Origin of the sequence: Brevundimonas sp. (assembly GCF_036732845.1) — a bacterium.
Lineage (GTDB): Bacteria > Pseudomonadota > Alphaproteobacteria > Caulobacterales > Caulobacteraceae > Brevundimonas.
In genome coordinates this window covers 1-16204 of the sequence record NZ_DAINBO010000009.1, presented here as the reverse complement: position 1 = coordinate 16204, position 16204 = coordinate 1, and the positions used below count along the sequence as shown (strand labels likewise).

Genomic DNA, 16204 nt, shown 5'->3' with positions numbered 1-16204 from the left:
GTTAAGAACCCTAGCCCTTTCGCCGCAGCAGCAGGGCCGACCAGGCGTCGTGGTGGATGGTCTGTTCGACCCCGAAGCCCAGCGCCTCATACGCCTCCAGAACCTCGACCTCCTGGGTCCGCAGCAGGCCCGACAGAATGGCGCGCCCGTCCGCCGTCATCAGCCGGGTGATCGCCGGGGCCAGTTCGATCAGCGGCCGCGCCAAGATGTTGGCGAAGACCAGGTCATAGGGCGCCGGTCCCGTCACCGCCGGATGGCTCAGATCGCCGTCTTCGACGAAGACCGCCTTGGCGCCGTTGATCTCGGCGTTCTCGCCGGCGATGCGCACGGAAGGGCTGTCGATGTCGGTGCCGACCACGATCGGCGTGCCGGTCAGATTGGCGGCGATGCCCAGCACGCCGGTGCCCGTGCCGACGTCCAGCACCTTCGCCGGGGCGCCCGAGGTCGTCAGCACCGTCTCCAGCGCCTCCAGACAGCCGACGGTCGTGCCGTGGTGGCCGGTGCCGAAGGCGGCGCCCGCGTCGATCTTGATGGCGACGACGTCGGCCGGGACCTTGCCCTGGTCATGGGCGCCATAGACGAAGAACCGCCCCGCCTCGACCGGCGGCAGGCCCGACAGCGACATGGCCAGCCAGTCGGCGTCGGCCAGCTTTTCGACCACGACCGTCAGGCCGTCGTGCGCGCGCAGGCTGGCTTCGATCCCGGCGGCCTCCTCGTCGGTGGTGGGAAAGGCGTCGATGCGCCAGACGCCCCTGTCCTCGTCCTCTTCCAGAATGGAGTAGGTCGCGCCTTCCAACAGGGGGTCGGCGTCCAGGACGGCGGCGGCGGTCTCGGCGATTTCGCGCGGCCCGTGTGCGATTATCTGAACTGCGGTCTGTGACATTTGTTAAACCCCGTTATCATGCCGAATCGAACTTATCCGGCGCGACCCGGTCCGCAGTGGTCCAGCGCGCTTTCGTCCAAACCGAGGGGTCGGGGAGTCCATGGCCAAATCACCGTCAGCGTCCAAGTCCGCTTCCAAGCCTAAACCGGCCGCGAAGTCGAGCGCCGCGAAGCCTGCCGCTGCGAAGAAACCCGCCGCGCCCAAGCCGACCGCCGCGCCCAAGGCCGCAGCCAAGCCCGCGGCCAAGCCCGCCGTGAAGCCCGCGGCTGCGAAAACGGCCGCTCCGAAGGCCGCCGCGCCCAAGGCCGCGCCCGTCAAAAAGGCCGCCGCTCCCAAGGCCGCCGCCAAACCGGCCGCGAAGGCGGCTGCAAAGCCCGCCGCCGCCAAGAAACCCGCCCCGGCCAAGAAGCCGGCGCCCGCCGCGGCCAAGCCCGCCGCCAAGCCCGCCGCGCCCAAGCCCGCGCCCGCTCCGGCCGCCGCGCCTGCTCCGGCGGCTCCGGCCCCTGTCGCCTCGACGCCCAAGCCCGCCGCCAAGAAGGGCTTTTTCGCCATGCTGGGCGACGCGATCTTCGGCAAACGCTGAGATCAGGTCTCTGAAATAGGAAGCGCCGGAGGGGCCGCCTCTCCGGCGCTTTCTTTTTTGGCTGAAATCACATCGAGTGACGGCGGGTCTCCATCCGCCGGGGCAAAGACGGAGAGACCGGCGCCCGTTTCTTTTGCCGGATCGTCAAACCGGTTTTCTGAACCGCAGCATGAATTGGCTGGTGCGTCCCCGGATCGACGGGTCGAAGACTCCGGCCGTGCGGGGATCGTCGGCATTGGCCAGCAAGTCGCTTTCAGCCTCCAGCACGAAGCCCGCGGCCATGATCGCCGTCTTGGCCGCCTCGGCGTCGATACGATGCAGACGCCCGGCCCCGCTCAACCCCGTTCCCGGCAGGGCGTGGTGATCGACCACCAGCAACACCCCGCCCGGCTTCAGTGACCGATAGGCGGCGGTCAGCCAGGCTTCGCCCGTACCGTCCGAGGCGAACGGCCCGTACAGGTCGTGCAGGTTCTGCACCGTGAACACCAAGTCCAACGGTTCCGGCGCGGCGAAGGCGGGGGTCGGTTCGGAGACGACATGGACGTTCTCCATCCCCGGCTCGGCCGCCGCCGCCTGGATCTCGCTGAGGAAGGCGGGCCGCATCCGCACGATCTCGGTCGGCTGATAGGCCAACACCCATCCTCGCGGCCCGACGGCGCGGGCCAGAACACGGGTGAAATAGCCGGCGCCGGGCATGTACTCTCCGACCTTCCAGCCCGTCCGCACACCCGCGAAGGCCAGCACCTCGGCGGGTTTTCGCGCGGCGTCGCGCCCGCGATCGGCGGTGGGCCTTTGGTCGGAGGCGACGGCGGCGGCGATGGGGTCGGACACGGCCTGCGCCGCCAGCGGCGAAGCCAGCAGCGCCAAGCCGAGCGCGAGCGGCAACGCTCTCATCACGGCTTCCTGAAGCGCAGCATGAACTGGTCGGTGCGGCCCCGGATCGCCGGGTTGAACACCATGGCCGTGCGCGGATCGTCGGGATGGGCCAGAAGATCGCTTTCGCCGTCCAGCACGAAACCGGCGGCCAGGACCTCGCGCTTGACCTGTTCGATGTCGATGCGGTGCAGCCGGTTCACATCGGCCAGGCCCGAACCGGCCGTCGCATGGTGGTCGATGATCACGTAGAGACCGCCCGGCTTCAGCGCCGCGAACACCGCCGCATTGACCTGGGGTCCGTCGGCGTCGCCCATGAAGTCGGCGTGGAAGTCATGATAGTTCAAGGCCGTGAACACCATGTCCAACGGCTCTCCGGCGTCGAAGCCGGCGCCGGGCTGGAACAGCACCGAGACGTTGTCGTAACCCGGCTCGGCCGCCATCTTCTCGATCATCTCGCGATACTGCGGAAAGGCCGCGACCGCCTCGGTCGGCTGCATGGCGTAGATGCGGCCGCCTTCGCCCACCGCCTGCGACAGGATGCGGGTGAAATAGCCGCCGCCGGGCACCAGATCCATGATCCGCATCCCCGGCTTCACCCCCGCCCATTCCAGGGTTTCGGCCGGTTTGCGCAGGGCGTCGCGCTCTCGGTCCTCGGCCGGGCGCGCCGGGTTGGCGACGGCGGCGGCGATCAGGTCGTTCGCCTGCAAGGCCGCGGCCGACATCGGCGCGGCGACCAGAACGGCGGCCACGGCCGCGAGGATCAGACGGTTACGCATGGCGGTTTCCTTTCCTGTCGGCCGCGGGTCCCTACGGCTTCCTGAAACGATAGACGAAACGGTCGGTGCGGCCCCGGATGCCGGGATCGAACACGGTCAGCGAATGGTCGTCGGTCGGCACGCGGACGGCCTTGCTCTCACCGTCGAAGACGAAGCCCGCCGCCTCGACCTGACGGCGCAGTTCGGCCGCCTCGATGCGGTGCAGGGTTCCCGCCACGCCGACGCCCGCGCCGTCCGCCGCCTGGTGATCCAGGATGACGTACAGGCCGCCGGGCTTCAGCGCCGCGAAGACGGCGGCGTTCATCCGCGCCACGTCCACGCCGAAGCGGGGGATGGTGAAGTCGTGGTACTCCTCGCCCATGAAGACTACGTCCAGCGGACGGTCGAAGGCCATCTCCTCCAGCGCGCCGGTGATCCGCTGAACATTCGGATAGGCCGCCGCCAGGGTGTCGCCAAAGGCGTCCTCACGCCGCGCGGTCTGGTTCGGCACGAAGGCGTAAACCTTGCCCGTCGGCCCGACCACCGGGGCGAACAGCCGGGTGAAATAGCCTTCCTCGGGCCGGATGTCGGCGACGGCGTCACCGGGCTTCAACGTCATGAAGGCCAGCATTTCGGCCGGCTTCCTCAGCGGATCGCGCGCCACCTCTTCCGGCAACCGCTGCGGATCGGCCACGGCGTCGGCGTAGAGGGCGGAATAGTCGGTCGGCGGCGCCGCTTGGACGACGACATCCCGCTCCCCGCTATCGGCGATGATGATGCAGCCCGACAGCGCCAGGGCGGCGACGGCGGCGAACAGGGCTTTCTTCATGGCGACGATCCCGAACGGCGAGGTTCGGGATAGGGGCGCGGATTTGAAAGGGACGCAAGTAAAGAAACGGCCTCAGAGACCCTTGATCGGCGTCCACGCCTGATCGTCCGGCAGGGGCGCGAACAGGGCGTCCAGGTCCGCCTCGGTGACATCCGCCAGCGTCGCGGGCGACCATTTCGCCTGGCCGTCCTTGTCGACGATCACGGCGCGAACGCCCTCCTGGAAGTCGTGGGTGCGCACGACACGGCCGCCCAGGGCGTATTCCATCGCCATATTGTCGGCGAAGGTCGGCATCTTCGCGCCCAGCCGCAACTGACGCAATGACACCTTCAGCGACTGCGGCGACTTGGTCTTCAACGTCTGCAACTGCGCCACGGCCCAATCCGAACCGTCCGCCTCCAGGCCCGCGAAGATCGCCTCGACCGTGTCATGGGCGAACAGGCGGTCGATGGCCGGGCGATGTTCGGCGCTGGGCGCCGGGCCGGGATCGACGGCGAAGCGGTCGGCGACGGTCTTGGGATCGGAGGGGTCGGCCAGCAGCGCCGCCTTGAAATCCTCGATCCGCTCGGCCGGGACGAAATGGGTGTGCACGCCCAAGGCCACCGTATCGGCCGCCTTCAACCGCGCTCCGCTCAAAGCCAGCCAGGTCCCCGCCTCGCCCGGCAGTCGCGGCAGGAACCAGCCGCCGCCGACATCGGGGAACAGGCCGATGCCCGTCTCGGGCATGGCGTAGGTGGTGCGTTCGGTGGCGATGCGGACGTCGGCCGGTTCGCTGATGCCCACGCCGCCGCCCATGACGATGCCGTCCACCACCGCCGTGATCGGCTTGGGATAGACGAACATCAGATGGTTCAGCCTGTATTCGACCTCGAAGAAGGCCTTGGCCTCGGACGCGTCCCCCGCCCCGCTCTCGGCGATCATGCGGATGTCGCCGCCGGCGCAGAAGCCGCGTTCGCCCGCATGGTCGATCAGCACCGACTTCACCGCCGGATCGTCGCGCCACGCCAGCAGCGCCTCGGTCATGATCTCGCACATCCCCCGGTTCAGCGCGTGCAGCGCCTTGGGCCGGTTCAGGGTGATGCGCCCCACGCCGGATTCGATGCGGGTCAGGACTTCCAATTCACTCATGGACCTTGCGTCTAAGTAGCGTCGCCGTTCCGGTCCAGCCTACTGCCGCATCATCTCCCGCGCGGTGATCACGCGCATGATCTCATTGGTGCCTTCCAGGATGCGGTGGACGCGCAGGTCGCGCACGATCCGCTCCAGCGGATAGTCCTTCAGATAGCCGTAGCCGCCGTGCAGTTGCAGGGCCTCATCGGCGATCTGGAAACAGGCGTCGGTGGCCAGCCGCTTGGCCATGGCGCACCATTTGGTCTTCTCCGGGTGGCCGGTGTCGATGGCCCAGGCGCCGCGCAGCACCATCAGCCGCGCCGCCTCCAACTGGGTCGCCATATCGGCCAGTTTGAACTGCGTGTTCTGGAACTGATCCAGTGACTTGCCGAACTGTTTTCGCGTGGCGACATAGGCCTGGGCCGTCTCCAGCGCCAGCCGGGCGCCACCCAGGGAACAGGCGGCGATGTTCAGGCGGCCGCCGTCCAGGCCCATCATGGCGTAGCGGAAGCCGTCGCCTTCCTTGCCCAGCAGATTGGCGGCCGGGATGCGGCAGTCGTCGAAGCTGACGATGGCCGTGGGCTGGCTGTTCCAGCCCATCTTCTTCTCCTGGGCGCCGAAGCTCAGGCCGGGCGTGCCCAGATCGACGACGAAGGCGCTGATCCCCTTGGGTCCCGCCTCGCCGGTGCGGGCCATGACCACATAGACGTCGCTGGTCCCGGCGCCCGAGATGAAGGCCTTGGAGCCGTTCAGGACGTAATGGTCGCCGTCGCGCACCGCCGTCGTGCGCATGGCGGCGGCGTCCGAGCCGGAACCCGGCTCGGTCAGGCAATAGCTGGCGATCTTCTCCATCGTGACCAGCGACGGCACATAGCGCGCGCGCAAATCGGCCGAACCGAAGCCGTCGATCATCCAGGTCGCCATATTGTGGATCGAGATGAAGGCCGCCGTCGACACGTCGCCGCGCGCCAGCTCCTCGAAGATCACCGCCGCCTCGACCCGGCCCAGGCCCATGCCGCCGTGTTCTTCCTGGGCGTAGATGCCGCAAAAGCCCATTTCGGCGGCGTGGCGCATGACGTCGACCGGGAAGGTCTTGGTCTCGTCCCACTCGGCGCTGTGCGGCGCCAGCTCGGCCTCGGCGAAGGCGAGAGCGGCGTCCTGAATGGCGCGCTGGTCGTCGTTGAGGGCGAAGTCCATGGAGCGTTTTCCTCGAAGTCTTTGCGGGGGGTTCTAAACACTCCCCTCTCCCATTGGGAGAGGGCTTGAGCGCCCGAGAGCGAAGCGATCGGCTGCGCGAAAGGGTGAGGGTCGGCTGTCAACGCCACGGCCCACGCCGACTGAAACAGCCGCCCCTCATCCGACCTGGCTCCGCCAGGCCACCTTCTCCCAATGGGAGAAGGGCGATATGGAGCCTCATGACCACGCTCCCCTTCGCCCCCGCCCCCTTCCCGCTCGCTCGGCCGCGCCGGCTCAGGGCCAGTCCGTGGGTGCGGCGTCTGGTGGCGGAGAACACCGTCACGCCCGCCGACCTGATCTGGCCGCTGATCATTCATGACGGCGCCGACGACCGCGTGGCCGTGCCGTCCATGCCCGGCGTGTTCCGTCTGTCGCCCAAGGCCGCGGCCGAGGCGGCGAAGGAAGCCCGCGACCTGGGCATTCCGGCGGTGGCCCTGTTTCCCAATGTCGATCCGGCGACCAAGGACGCCGTCGGCACGGGCGCGACCGATCCCGACGGTCTGGTCCCCGAGTGCATCAAGGCCATCAAGGACGCCGCGCCCGAGATCGGCGTCATGTGCGACGTGGCGCTGGACTGCTACACCGACCACGGCCACGACGGCGTGATCGAAAACGGCCGCATCGCCAATGACGCGACGCTGGAGCGGCTGGCCGAACAGGCCTTCATCCAGGCCCATGCCGGGGCCGATGTCGTCGCCCCGTCCGACATGATGGACGGCCGGGTCCAGGCCATCCGCGAGGCTCTGGAGGCCAACGGCTTCCAGGACACGCTGATCCTGTCCTACGCCGCCAAATACGCCTCGGCCTTCTATGGCCCGTACCGGGACGCGGTCGGCTCGGCCAAGATGCTGACCGGCGACAAGAAGACCTATCAGATGGATTTCGCCAATTCCGACGAGGCCTTGCGCGAGGTGGCCATGGACATCGCCGAGGGCGCCGACGCGGTGATGGTCAAGCCGGGGATGCCCTATCTCGACATCATCCGGCGCGTGTCCGAGACCTTCGGCGTGCCGACCTTCGCCTATCAGGTGTCGGGCGAATATTCGATGATGCAGGCGGCGATCGCCAACGGCTGGCTGGACGAGGACCGCGCCATCGTCGAGACCCTGACCGCCTTCAAGCGCGCGGGCTGCGCCGGGGTGCTGTCCTATTTCGCACCCAAGGCCGCGCGACTGTTGGGGTCATGAGGTCGGCCAGCCCCGCCTCGCGAACCGGCGAGCATCAGATTAAGCAACCTTAACTTCGTGGCGAGAACAGCGGTCGGTAGGGTCCCTCAGCGCCAGATCACAGCGCGGATCGAGGGACCAAAATGCGAGCCGCATTCGCTCTGACCGTGACGGCGCTGACGGCATTTGGCCCACCGGCCATGGCCCAGGACTATGTTCCCGCCTTTCACCCCGACCAGTTGAAAGGCCCGCCGCCGGGCGCGCTGAACGAAGTGCTGGTTCTCGGCTCGCCGCACCTGTCGGGCCTGCCGGACACATTCCGCATCGAACAGGTCCAGCCTGTTCTGGAAAGACTGGCGGCGTGGCGGCCCACGGCGATTTCCACCGAGACCGTGTCGGGACTGCAGTGCGACAGCTTGCGCCGCTACCCGGTCAGGTACGCCGAGAGCGTACAGCGATACTGCTACGATCCCGGCGCGGCGGCCCTGGCGGCGGGGATGGACGTTCCCACGGCCAACGCCGAGGTGGAGCGTTTGCTGGCGAACTGGCCGCAGGCGCCGTCGTCGACGGATCGTCGACGCCTGGCCTTGGTGTTCTTGGCGGCGGGCGAACCGGCGTCGGCGCTGGTGCAATGGCTTCGCCTGCCCGAGAACCAACGCCTGGCGCAAGACGGGCTGACGCCGGATCTGATCGCGGCCCTCAACCAGCGCGCCTCGCGACGGAACGAAACCGAACTGATCGCGGCCGCCCTGGCCGCACGCATCGGGCTTGAACGCGTCTGGAGCGTCGATGACCATTCGGCGGACAATGCGGCGCCGATCGATGACGAGGACGCCTACGCCGCCGCCATCATGGCCGCCTGGGACAACCCGGATGTCCAGGCGCGCAAGGACCAGGACGCCGCCCTTGAGGCGCGCCTGGGCGAACCGGAAGGCCTGCTGAACATCTATCGCGCCTACAACGCCCCCGCGATGGCCATGGTGGTCTATCGCTCCGACTTCGGCGCACAACACGTCGAACCGTCGCCGCAGGCGTTCGGGCGAAACTATCTGGGATATTGGGAGACGCGGAACCTGCGGATGGTCGCCAACATCCGAGAAGTGCTGGGCCGTAAAGCGGGAACCCGGATGCTGACCATCGTCGGCGCGTCTCACAAGGGCTATTACGAAGCCTATCTGAACCAGATGCACGACGTCGTGCTCACGGACGCCGAGACCGTTCTGAAGTAGTCGAACGGAAGGTTCGGCTCGGCCTTTCGCGCGCGGATCGCCGCCCCTTTGCCTTGACAGATGTTAACCGCCGTTCGACAGACGGCGGTCGCTTTATGGGGGGATGCATGGGCTGGCTATGGGGGGGAGGACGCGACAAGTCGCGCCCGACGACGGGTTCGACCGGCGCGACCGGATTGGAGCCGATCATCACGACCGCGTCTTCGGCTCCCGCCGCGCGCTCGGGTCCCACGCCCAAGCAGGCCCTGGCCGAGCTGATCGCCGGCAATGAGGCCTTCCTGCGCGGCGAGAACAACCTGGGTCACATCAAGGCCGACGACCTGGACGAGCTTCAGAGCGGTCAGAACCCCATCGCCACCATCGTCGGCTGCGCCGACAGCCGCACCCCGCCGACCATATTGTTCAACCAGGGTTTCGGCCGCCTGTTCTCGATCCGGGTGGCCGGCAACACCGTCGACCGACGCGGCCTGGCCTCCATCGTCTATGCGGTGAAGCACCTGAACTGCCCGCTGGTGGTGGTCATGGGCCATACCGGCTGCGGCGCCGTGGCGGCGGCCGAGGCCGTGGTCGACGGCGCCATCCCGCTGGACCCGTCCCTGGAAGAGATGATCGTGCCGATCATCCCCGCCGTGCTGGACGCCCGCCGCTCGGGCGCCGCCGACATGGCCGTGCGTGCGGTCGAGGAGAACGCCCGCCGCGTCGCCGACAAGCTGAAGGTCGCCGACGCCAGCCTGGCCGACGCCATCGGCTCGGGACGATTGAAGGTCGTCGCCGCCGTCAAGCGGATGGACACGGGCCGGGTCGTCTTCCTGGACCTGCCGCCCGCCTCAGCCGACGACGGCGCCGGTCACGCCTGAGGTCCGGCGCGCCCGCGCTCGATCCGCCACAGCTCCAGCACCGAGATCAACTGACGGGCGCGCCACATCCCGACCAGGTAAACCAGCGCGCCCACCGTCAGGGCCGTCACCAGGATCATCACCCCGCGTTGCTGTTCCGAGAACAGGCGGATCAGGTCATTCGGCATGACCTCGGCCAATCCCAGCACGATGGTGACCGGGACCGAGACGTACAGCAGGGCGATGAACTGAAACATCTGCTCGTGGCGTTTCAGATTCAGGGCCGCCAGGGCGCGCACAACCTCGAACAGCTCGGGCTGCTCGTCCAGCAGGGCGAAGGACCGCGCGGTCGATTCGTTGCGGCGCAGACCGGTGATGAAGTCGTTGCCGAAATAGGTCCAGGCGCCGGGCGAGCCGAACCAACTGGCCGGCGCCGTCAGCAGGCTGAAATGCCGCTTCAGCCGCCACCACAAAGCCCAGGCCGGATGGGACGGTTCCCCTTGGCGCCAGATGGTGGTCAGCCGCCGCTTGGACGGCGGCTTCGATCCTGCAACCTCGCCGCCAGGCTCGACGTGTCCCATCGCGATCCCCCCAAACTCTGAACTTCCGAATAGAACTGATCGACCAAGGCGGTCACCGCCAGATGCGACCCATTGGTCCGCGCCTCATCCAGCACCAGGCCCAGGTCCTTGCGCATCCAGTCGACGGCGAAGCCGAAGTCGAACCGGCCCTCGGCCATCGTCTTCCAGCGATTGTCCATCTGCCAGGACTGGGCCGCGCCCTTGGACACCGCCTCATAGACCGCGTCCGTGTCCAGTCCCGCCCGTTCGGCGAAATGCACCGCCTCGGCCAGGCCCTGAACCACCCCGGCGATGCAGATCTGATTGACCATCTTGGTCAGTTGGCCCGCGCCCGCCGGTCCCATGTGCCGGATCGCCTTGGAATAGGCGCGCAGCACCGGCTCGATCCGCGCCAGGGCGTCGGCGTCGCCGCCGGCCATGACGCTGAGTTGGCCGGTCTCGGCCCCCGCCTGTCCGCCTGACACCGGGGCGTCGATGAAGGCGACGCCGCGCTGGGCCGCCCGTTCGGCCATTTCGCGCGCCACCTTGGCCGAGGTGGTGGTGTGGTCGACGATCACCGCCTCTTCAGCCAGGTGCGGCAGGGCCTCGGTCACGACCTGGCGCACGTCGTCGTCGTCGCCCACGCACAGGATGAACAGCTCGGTCCCGTCCGCCGCCTCGGCCACGGTCGCGGCGAAGCGGCCGCCATGCGCCTGCGCCCAGGCGCGCGCCTTGTCCGGCGAACGGTTGTAGCCCGCGACCTCGTGTCCGGCGGTGATCAGGTGTCGGGCCATGGGCGCGCCCATGACGCCCAGTCCGGCGAAGGCGATGCGCATGGTCACCCCTCGTGAGGATCGGCGGCCGTTCCATAACGGCCGCGGAAATAGGTCAGGGCGTCGCCCGACCGGCTGTCGAAATCCAGCACCCGGCCGACGATGGTCAGGTGATCGCCCATCGGCAGGCGCTGCTCGGCGATGCAGTCCAGCCGCGCCAGGGCGTTCTTCAGGCGCGGCGGCGCCGGATCGGCGGTGTCGAACTCATCCTGCGACAGGCGGCAGACGCCCCAGGCGAAGCGGTCGGACATCTCGCGATCCTCGACCGGCAAGACATGGACGGCGAACCTGTCGGCGGCGGCGAACAGGCCGTGCCGCTCCGACCCCTCGTCCAGGCACCACAGGATCAGCGGCGGGTCCAGCGACACCGAGGTGAAGGAGTTGACCGTGATGCCGAACGCCCCCTCGGGCGTATGGGCCGTGACCACGCAGACGCCGGTCGAAAAGGTCCCCAGGGCGCGTCGATATGCAGAGCGGTCAAGGGCGTCGGACACCCGCCTGACCTAGGCGAGCCGCCCCGTCACGGCAAGAGCGAGGTCTCAACCGAAAGCCCGGCTGACGGAGCAGGCGCAACGGCTTCTTAACGGCCCGCGCCGATTTTAAGGCTAATGAAGTCTTGCCGCGTGAGTTCCCATGTCTTCGAGTGATCGTCCGATCCTCATCAAGAAGGTCAAGAAGGTCGGCGGCCACGGCCACCATGGCGGCGCGTGGAAGGTGGCCTATGCGGACTTCGTGACCGCCATGATGGCCTTCTTCCTGCTGATGTGGCTGATCAACACCACCGACCCGGAGCAGAAGCGCGGCATCGCCGAATATTTCGCCCCCGCCAGCGTCAGCCAGACGACCAGCGGTTCGGGCGGCATCCTGGGGGGGACCTCCTTGGGCGAGGACGGGGCCAAGGGGTCCGGCGCCATGTCGGTGATCAACCAACTGTCGCCCGAGGCGCCGCCGGACGCGCCGCAAGAGGCGGGTCAGAACTCCAACCTCGCCGCCGCCTCGGAAGAAGCCCTGCGCGAGGAGATCGCTCGGCGCGAGGCCGCCGAGTTCGCCTCGGCCGCCGAATCCCTGCGCCAGGCCATGCAGTCGATGCCGGAACTGGCCGAACTGTCGAAACAGTTGATCATCGACCAGACGCCCGAGGGCCTGCGCATTCAACTGGTCGATCAGGAAGGCCGCTCGATGTTCGAGCCGAACTCCACCCGCCCGAACGCCCGCGCCACCCTGTTGCTGCGCGCCGTCTCGCGGGTCATCAACCAGTTGCCGAACCGCATCTCCATCACCGGCCACACCAGCGCCCGCCCCGGTTCGGGCCGCGCCAGCGCCCCGACCGACTGGTCCTTGTCGTCCCAGCGGGCCGACGCCTCGCGCCTGGTGTTGCAGAACGCCGGGGTCGACGCCGACCGCGTGTATCAGGTCTCGGGCAAGGCCGGCTCGGACCCGCTGTATCCCGACGATCCCAGCCTGGCCGGCAACCGCCGCATCGCCATCGTGCTGTTGCGCGAGGCGCCGGTCCTGCCGACGGACACCAGCCTGTGACCGCTCTGCCGCGAGGCGAGAGACCTTGCGGCGCGCGCCGAACCGGCCTCACATCGGCGTCATGGACGAGGTCGCGCCACACCTTCGGCGAAATCGGATGCGGGATTAGCGCGTGACCCGACACGTTCCTCATCACCAGCTTCGCTTCTATATGACCGCGACCGCGCCCTGCCCCTATCTGGCGGGCCAGACCGAGCGCAAGGTGTTCGCCAACCTGCCCTTCTTCGACGGGGCGCACGTCAATGACGAACTGACCCAGGCGGGTTTCCGCCGCAGTCAGAACATCGCCTATCGCCCGGCCTGCGCGACCTGCGACGCCTGCGTCTCGGTGCGCCTGCCGGTGGCCGATTTCGATCTGTCGCGCACCCAGCGCAAGGTCATGGCCAGGAACGCCGACCTGTCGCGCGGCCTGGTCGAGGCCGAGGCGACGATCGAGCAGTTCGACCTGTTGCGCCGCTATCTCAATCACCGCCACCCCGGCGGCGGCATGACCGACATGGGCTGGCTGGACTATGTCGCCATGGTCGAGGACACGGCCGTGCGCACCCATCTGATCGAATATCGCCTGCCCTCGACCGACGGCGGGCCGGGCGATCTGGTGGCCTGCACCCTGACCGACCTGCTGAACGACGGCCTGTCGATGGTCTACAGCTTCTTCGACCCGTCGCTGGAGCGGCGCAGCCTGGGCGTGTTCGCCATCCTGGACCACCTGCGCCAGGCGGCGGCGGTGAACCTGCCCTATGTCTATCTCGGCTACTGGGTCCAGGGTTCGCCCAAGATGGACTACAAGGCCCAGTTCCGGCCGATGGAGATGCTGAAGCCGATGGGCTGGGTGCGGGTGGACTGACTTCTCCTCCCCATCGCCGCACGACAGGGAGGAGATCTACGTCGTCGGCACGGCCGTATTGATCGCATCCGTCGGCGGCAGGTCCCGTCCGCCCGCGAACTCCACCAGGGCCGCGATCCGTTTCTCGATCGGCGGGTGGGTGGCGAACATGTCCATGAAGCCGTTCCGGTCTGGGTGATTGTCCAGGAACATGCCCTGCACCTCGTCCGGCGCCCGCAGTTGCGACCGGCCCGAGACCTTGCGCAAGGCCGAGATCATGGCGTCGGGGTTCTTGGTCAGCTCCACCGAACCCGCGTCGGCCACATATTCGCGTGTCCGCGACAGGGTCATGCGGATCACCGCCGCCAGGGCGAAGCCGATCACCGCGATGGCCAGACCGATCAGGATCAGAGGCCCGGCGTTCTTGTTGTTTTTGCCGCCGCCGCGCACATAGAACAGCCCACGGAACACCAGTTCGGCGATCACGCTGATGATGCCGGCGAAGATCGAAGCGATGACCATGGTGCGCACGTCGCGATTGATGACGTGCGTCAGTTCGTGGGCCAGAACAGCCTCCAACTCGTCACGGTTCAGGGCGTCCATCAGGCCGCGCGTGACGGTGACGCTGTAACGCCCTTCATGCAGGCCGCTGGCGTAGGCGTTCAGCGACGGGTCCTCGATGATCCGCAAGGTCGGCGTCCGCATCCCGCGAGAGATGCACAGGTTCTCCAACAGATTATAGAGGTCCGGCGCATCACGCCGCTCGACCGGGCGGGCGCCGGTCATGGCGTCGATCATCATCTGGTTGCCGAAATAGGCGATGACGAACCAGATCACGGCGATCACGGCCGCCATGGGCACGGTCCAGCTCAGCCATTCGGCCGCCCGCGCCATATCGGCGTCCAGACCCCGGCCCGTGCCCGGCAGGACGCCCAATCCCATCAGGACCAACTGCACCCCGTACAGGATCATCACCAGCAACACCGGGAACCCGGCCAGCAGGATCGCCGACCGGGTGTTGTTGGCCCAGATGTGGGTCTTCAGGCCGACGGCGCGGCCGTGGAAGGCGGCCATGGCGGCTTAGAATTTCACCTGCGGCGGGGCGGCGTTCAGGGCCGCGCGTTCGTCGGCCCCGACGTCGAAGAAGGGCTTGTCCGCGCCAAAGCCGAACATCCCGGCGAACAGCACGGTCGGGAACTGGCGGCGCACGGCGTTGAACTCGCCCACCGCATTGTTGAAGAAACGACGCGCGGCAGCCAGCTTGTTCTCCAGGTCCGACAGATCCATCTGCAACTGCTGGAAATTGGTGTTGGCCTTCAGGTCGGGATAGGCCTCCGACAGGGCGAACAGACGGCCCAGCGACGCCGTCAGCATGTTCTCGGCCTGCACCTTGTCATTGACCGATGCCGCCGAGGTCGCGGCGTTGCGCGCCTGGATCACGGCTTCCAGCGTGCCCTTCTCGTGGGCGGCATAGCCCTTCACCGTCTCGACCAGATTGGGGATCAGGTCCTGACGCTGCTTCAACTGCACGTCGATGTCGGCGAACGACTGGTTCGCCGCCTGATCCAGGGCGACCAGCCTGTTGTACGCGCCCACCACCACGAACAGCAGCACGGCGACGATGACGCCGATGATGATCCAGGTCATCCATTCAATCTCCAGCCGTGGGCCAACGCGGCCCACGGGCGGATTATCGCGTATGGCGAAGCCCCCCGCGAATGAAATCGGCGTCACCTCGGCGTCATCCCTCTCCCGCTGGGAGAGGGCTTGAACGCCCAGGAGCCTGCAAGGCGATTGGCCGCGTGAAAGGGTGAGGGTCGACTGCTGGGTGATGATCGGCGGATATCCGACCCTCACCCTTTCGGCCAAGGCGCATCGCTTCGCTCTGCGGGCCTCAAGCCCTCTCCCATCGGGAGAGGGAAACCTACCTGAACTTCCGCAACCCTCTCGGTCCCTGCCGCCCGGTCTGCGCGCGTTTGCCCAGCCAGTCCTTCCAGTCGGGCCAGTTGCGGCGTCGCCCGCCGCCGTCGACCCATTCCGGTCCCGGCTCGGCGTCGAAGGTCGTGATCGAGACCAGGCCGCCCTGTTTGTAGGACTGGATCTTCACCCCCTTGCCACGACCTATCTCGGGCAGTTCGTCCAGGCGGAAGACCAGGGTCTTCAGATTGTCGCCGATGGCCGCGACGTGATCGCCCGAAGCCCGCAGCATCGACAGCATCTCGCCGTTCAGCACCTGTTTGCCGCCACGCTTCTGGGCCAGGGTCTCGTCCTCGGGCGCTAGGAAGCCGTAACCAGCCTTCGACGCGACCAGCAGTTTGCCGCCCGGCTGGTGCGCCAGCACGCCGACGATGTCGGCCTTCTCGTCCAGGTCGATCATCAGGCGCAACGGCTCGCCATGGCCGCGCCCGGAGGCCAGCTTGTCGACCCCGACCGTGAACACCCGCCCGTCCGAGGCGCCGATCAGCAGCTTGTCGGTGGTCCAGGCCGGGACCAGCCAGGCCAGGGCGTCGCCCTCCTTGAACTTCAGCTCCGACGGGTCCTCGACCTTGCCCTTGGCGGCGCGGATCCAGCCGCGTTCCGACAGGATGACCGTGACCGCCTCACGCGGGATGAAGGCCTCGGGTGCGACGAAGGCGCTGGCGTCCACCGCCTCGGCCATGGTCGTGCGGCGCGGCGAGACCAGGGCCTTGCGCACGTCCTGAAGGCCCACCACCAGCAGCTTGGTCTGGCGCGCGGGCGAGGCGATCATCGCGTTCAGGCCCGCCAGTTCCTCAGACAGCGCCTTGAACTCCTTCTCGATCGCCATCTCCTCCAGCCGCGCCAACTGACGCAGCCGGGTGTCCAGGATGAAGTCGGCCTGGGTCTCGGTCAGGCCGAAACGGGCGATCAGCACCGCCTTGGGCTGCTCCTCCTCGCGGACGATGCGGATCACCTCGTCCAGGTTCA

At 67.8% G+C, this 16204-nt stretch carries 18 protein-coding genes; 6 read left to right on the top strand and 12 right to left on the bottom strand.

Going from position 1 to position 16204, the window contains the following annotated elements:
• Positions 1 to 10: 10 nt before the first annotated feature.
• Complete coding sequence (locus V7D63_RS05010; protein WP_333591164.1) at positions 11 to 883, bottom strand: 50S ribosomal protein L11 methyltransferase; 873 nt, start codon at positions 881 to 883, stop codon at positions 11 to 13.
• A 100-nt stretch (positions 884 to 983) separates the two neighbouring features.
• Between V7D63_RS05010 and V7D63_RS05005 the strand changes: the two genes are divergently transcribed.
• Complete coding sequence (locus tag V7D63_RS05005) at positions 984 to 1466, top strand: hypothetical protein (protein ID WP_333591163.1); 483 nt, start codon at positions 984 to 986, stop codon at positions 1464 to 1466.
• 144 nt (positions 1467 to 1610) lie between these two features.
• Here the strand turns inward: V7D63_RS05005 and V7D63_RS05000 are convergent, their stop codons facing one another.
• The 5 genes from V7D63_RS05000 to V7D63_RS04980 form a co-directional block, all read right to left on the bottom strand.
• Positions 1611 to 2360, bottom strand: coding sequence for a class I SAM-dependent methyltransferase (locus tag V7D63_RS05000; RefSeq protein ID WP_333591162.1), 750 nt, complete (start codon positions 2358 to 2360; stop codon positions 1611 to 1613).
• The gene (locus tag V7D63_RS04995) at positions 2360 to 3118 is read right to left on the bottom strand and encodes a class I SAM-dependent methyltransferase (RefSeq protein WP_333591161.1); all 759 of its coding nucleotides are present in this window, start codon (positions 3116 to 3118) and stop codon (positions 2360 to 2362) included. Before V7D63_RS04995 ends, V7D63_RS05000 begins: the two co-directional genes overlap by 1 nt.
• Before the next feature lie 31 nt (positions 3119 to 3149).
• On the bottom strand, positions 3150 to 3926 hold the full coding sequence (locus V7D63_RS04990; RefSeq protein WP_333591160.1) for a class I SAM-dependent methyltransferase: 777 nt from the start codon (positions 3924 to 3926) through the stop codon (positions 3150 to 3152).
• Between the two features lie 72 nt (positions 3927 to 3998).
• On the bottom strand, positions 3999 to 5054 hold the full coding sequence (locus tag V7D63_RS04985; RefSeq protein WP_333591159.1) for an enoyl-CoA hydratase/isomerase family protein: 1056 nt from the start codon (positions 5052 to 5054) through the stop codon (positions 3999 to 4001).
• Positions 5055 to 5093: 39 nt separating this feature from the next.
• Positions 5094 to 6233: an acyl-CoA dehydrogenase family protein gene (locus tag V7D63_RS04980; protein ID WP_333591158.1), complete on the bottom strand. Its 1140-nt coding sequence runs from the start codon at positions 6231 to 6233 to the stop codon at positions 5094 to 5096.
• A 218-nt stretch (positions 6234 to 6451) separates the two neighbouring features.
• Between V7D63_RS04980 and hemB the strand changes: the two genes are divergently transcribed.
• The 3 genes from hemB (at position 6452) to V7D63_RS04965 (ending at position 9524) form a co-directional block, all read left to right on the top strand.
• Positions 6452 to 7459, top strand: coding sequence for a porphobilinogen synthase (gene hemB, locus V7D63_RS04975; protein ID WP_333591157.1), 1008 nt, complete (start codon positions 6452 to 6454; stop codon positions 7457 to 7459).
• Between the two features lie 122 nt (positions 7460 to 7581).
• Entirely contained in the window at positions 7582 to 8667 is a 1086-nt protein-coding gene (locus V7D63_RS04970; RefSeq protein ID WP_333591156.1) for a DUF5694 domain-containing protein, read from the top strand.
• A 107-nt stretch (positions 8668 to 8774) separates the two neighbouring features.
• Positions 8775 to 9524: a carbonic anhydrase gene (locus tag V7D63_RS04965; protein ID WP_333591155.1), complete on the top strand. Its 750-nt coding sequence runs from the start codon at positions 8775 to 8777 to the stop codon at positions 9522 to 9524.
• Here the strand turns inward: V7D63_RS04965 and V7D63_RS04960 are convergent.
• Genes V7D63_RS04960 through V7D63_RS04950 form a run of 3 tightly spaced genes read right to left on the bottom strand, consistent with a single transcriptional unit; the run spans position 9515 to position 11390 of the window.
• Positions 9515 to 9976, bottom strand: a complete 462-nt coding sequence (locus V7D63_RS04960; RefSeq protein WP_333591154.1) for a hypothetical protein — start codon at positions 9974 to 9976, stop codon at positions 9515 to 9517. The two genes, V7D63_RS04965 and V7D63_RS04960, sit on opposite strands and share 10 nt — an antisense overlap.
• Positions 9977 to 10020: 44 nt before the next feature.
• On the bottom strand, positions 10021 to 10899 hold the full coding sequence (locus tag V7D63_RS04955; protein ID WP_333591153.1) for an NAD(P)-dependent oxidoreductase: 879 nt from the start codon (positions 10897 to 10899) through the stop codon (positions 10021 to 10023).
• Positions 10900 to 10901: 2 nt separating this feature from the next.
• A complete protein-coding gene (locus tag V7D63_RS04950) occupies positions 10902 to 11390 on the bottom strand; it encodes a flavin reductase family protein (RefSeq protein WP_333591152.1) in 489 nt (162 codons plus the stop codon).
• Positions 11391 to 11529: 139 nt separating this feature from the next.
• Between V7D63_RS04950 and V7D63_RS04945 the strand changes: the two genes are divergently transcribed.
• Complete coding sequence (locus V7D63_RS04945) at positions 11530 to 12432, top strand: flagellar motor protein MotB (protein WP_333591151.1); 903 nt, start codon at positions 11530 to 11532, stop codon at positions 12430 to 12432.
• A gap of 112 nt (positions 12433 to 12544) precedes the next feature.
• Entirely contained in the window at positions 12545 to 13279 is a 735-nt protein-coding gene (locus V7D63_RS04940) for an arginyltransferase (protein WP_333591150.1), read from the top strand.
• Between the two features lie 36 nt (positions 13280 to 13315).
• On the opposite strand, the gene V7D63_RS04935 is transcribed toward V7D63_RS04940, so the two are convergent.
• From V7D63_RS04935 to V7D63_RS04925, 3 genes are all read right to left on the bottom strand, one after another.
• Positions 13316 to 14332 (bottom strand): M48 family metallopeptidase, encoded by a 1017-nt coding sequence (locus tag V7D63_RS04935; protein WP_333591149.1) that lies wholly within the window; start codon positions 14330 to 14332, stop codon positions 13316 to 13318.
• A 6-nt stretch (positions 14333 to 14338) separates the two neighbouring features.
• A complete protein-coding gene (locus V7D63_RS04930; RefSeq protein WP_333591148.1) occupies positions 14339 to 14905 on the bottom strand; it encodes a LemA family protein in 567 nt (188 codons plus the stop codon).
• A 277-nt stretch (positions 14906 to 15182) separates the two neighbouring features.
• Positions 15183 to 16204: DNA gyrase C-terminal beta-propeller domain-containing protein (locus V7D63_RS04925; protein WP_333591147.1), on the bottom strand; the 1022-nt coding region annotated here is incomplete at its 5' end.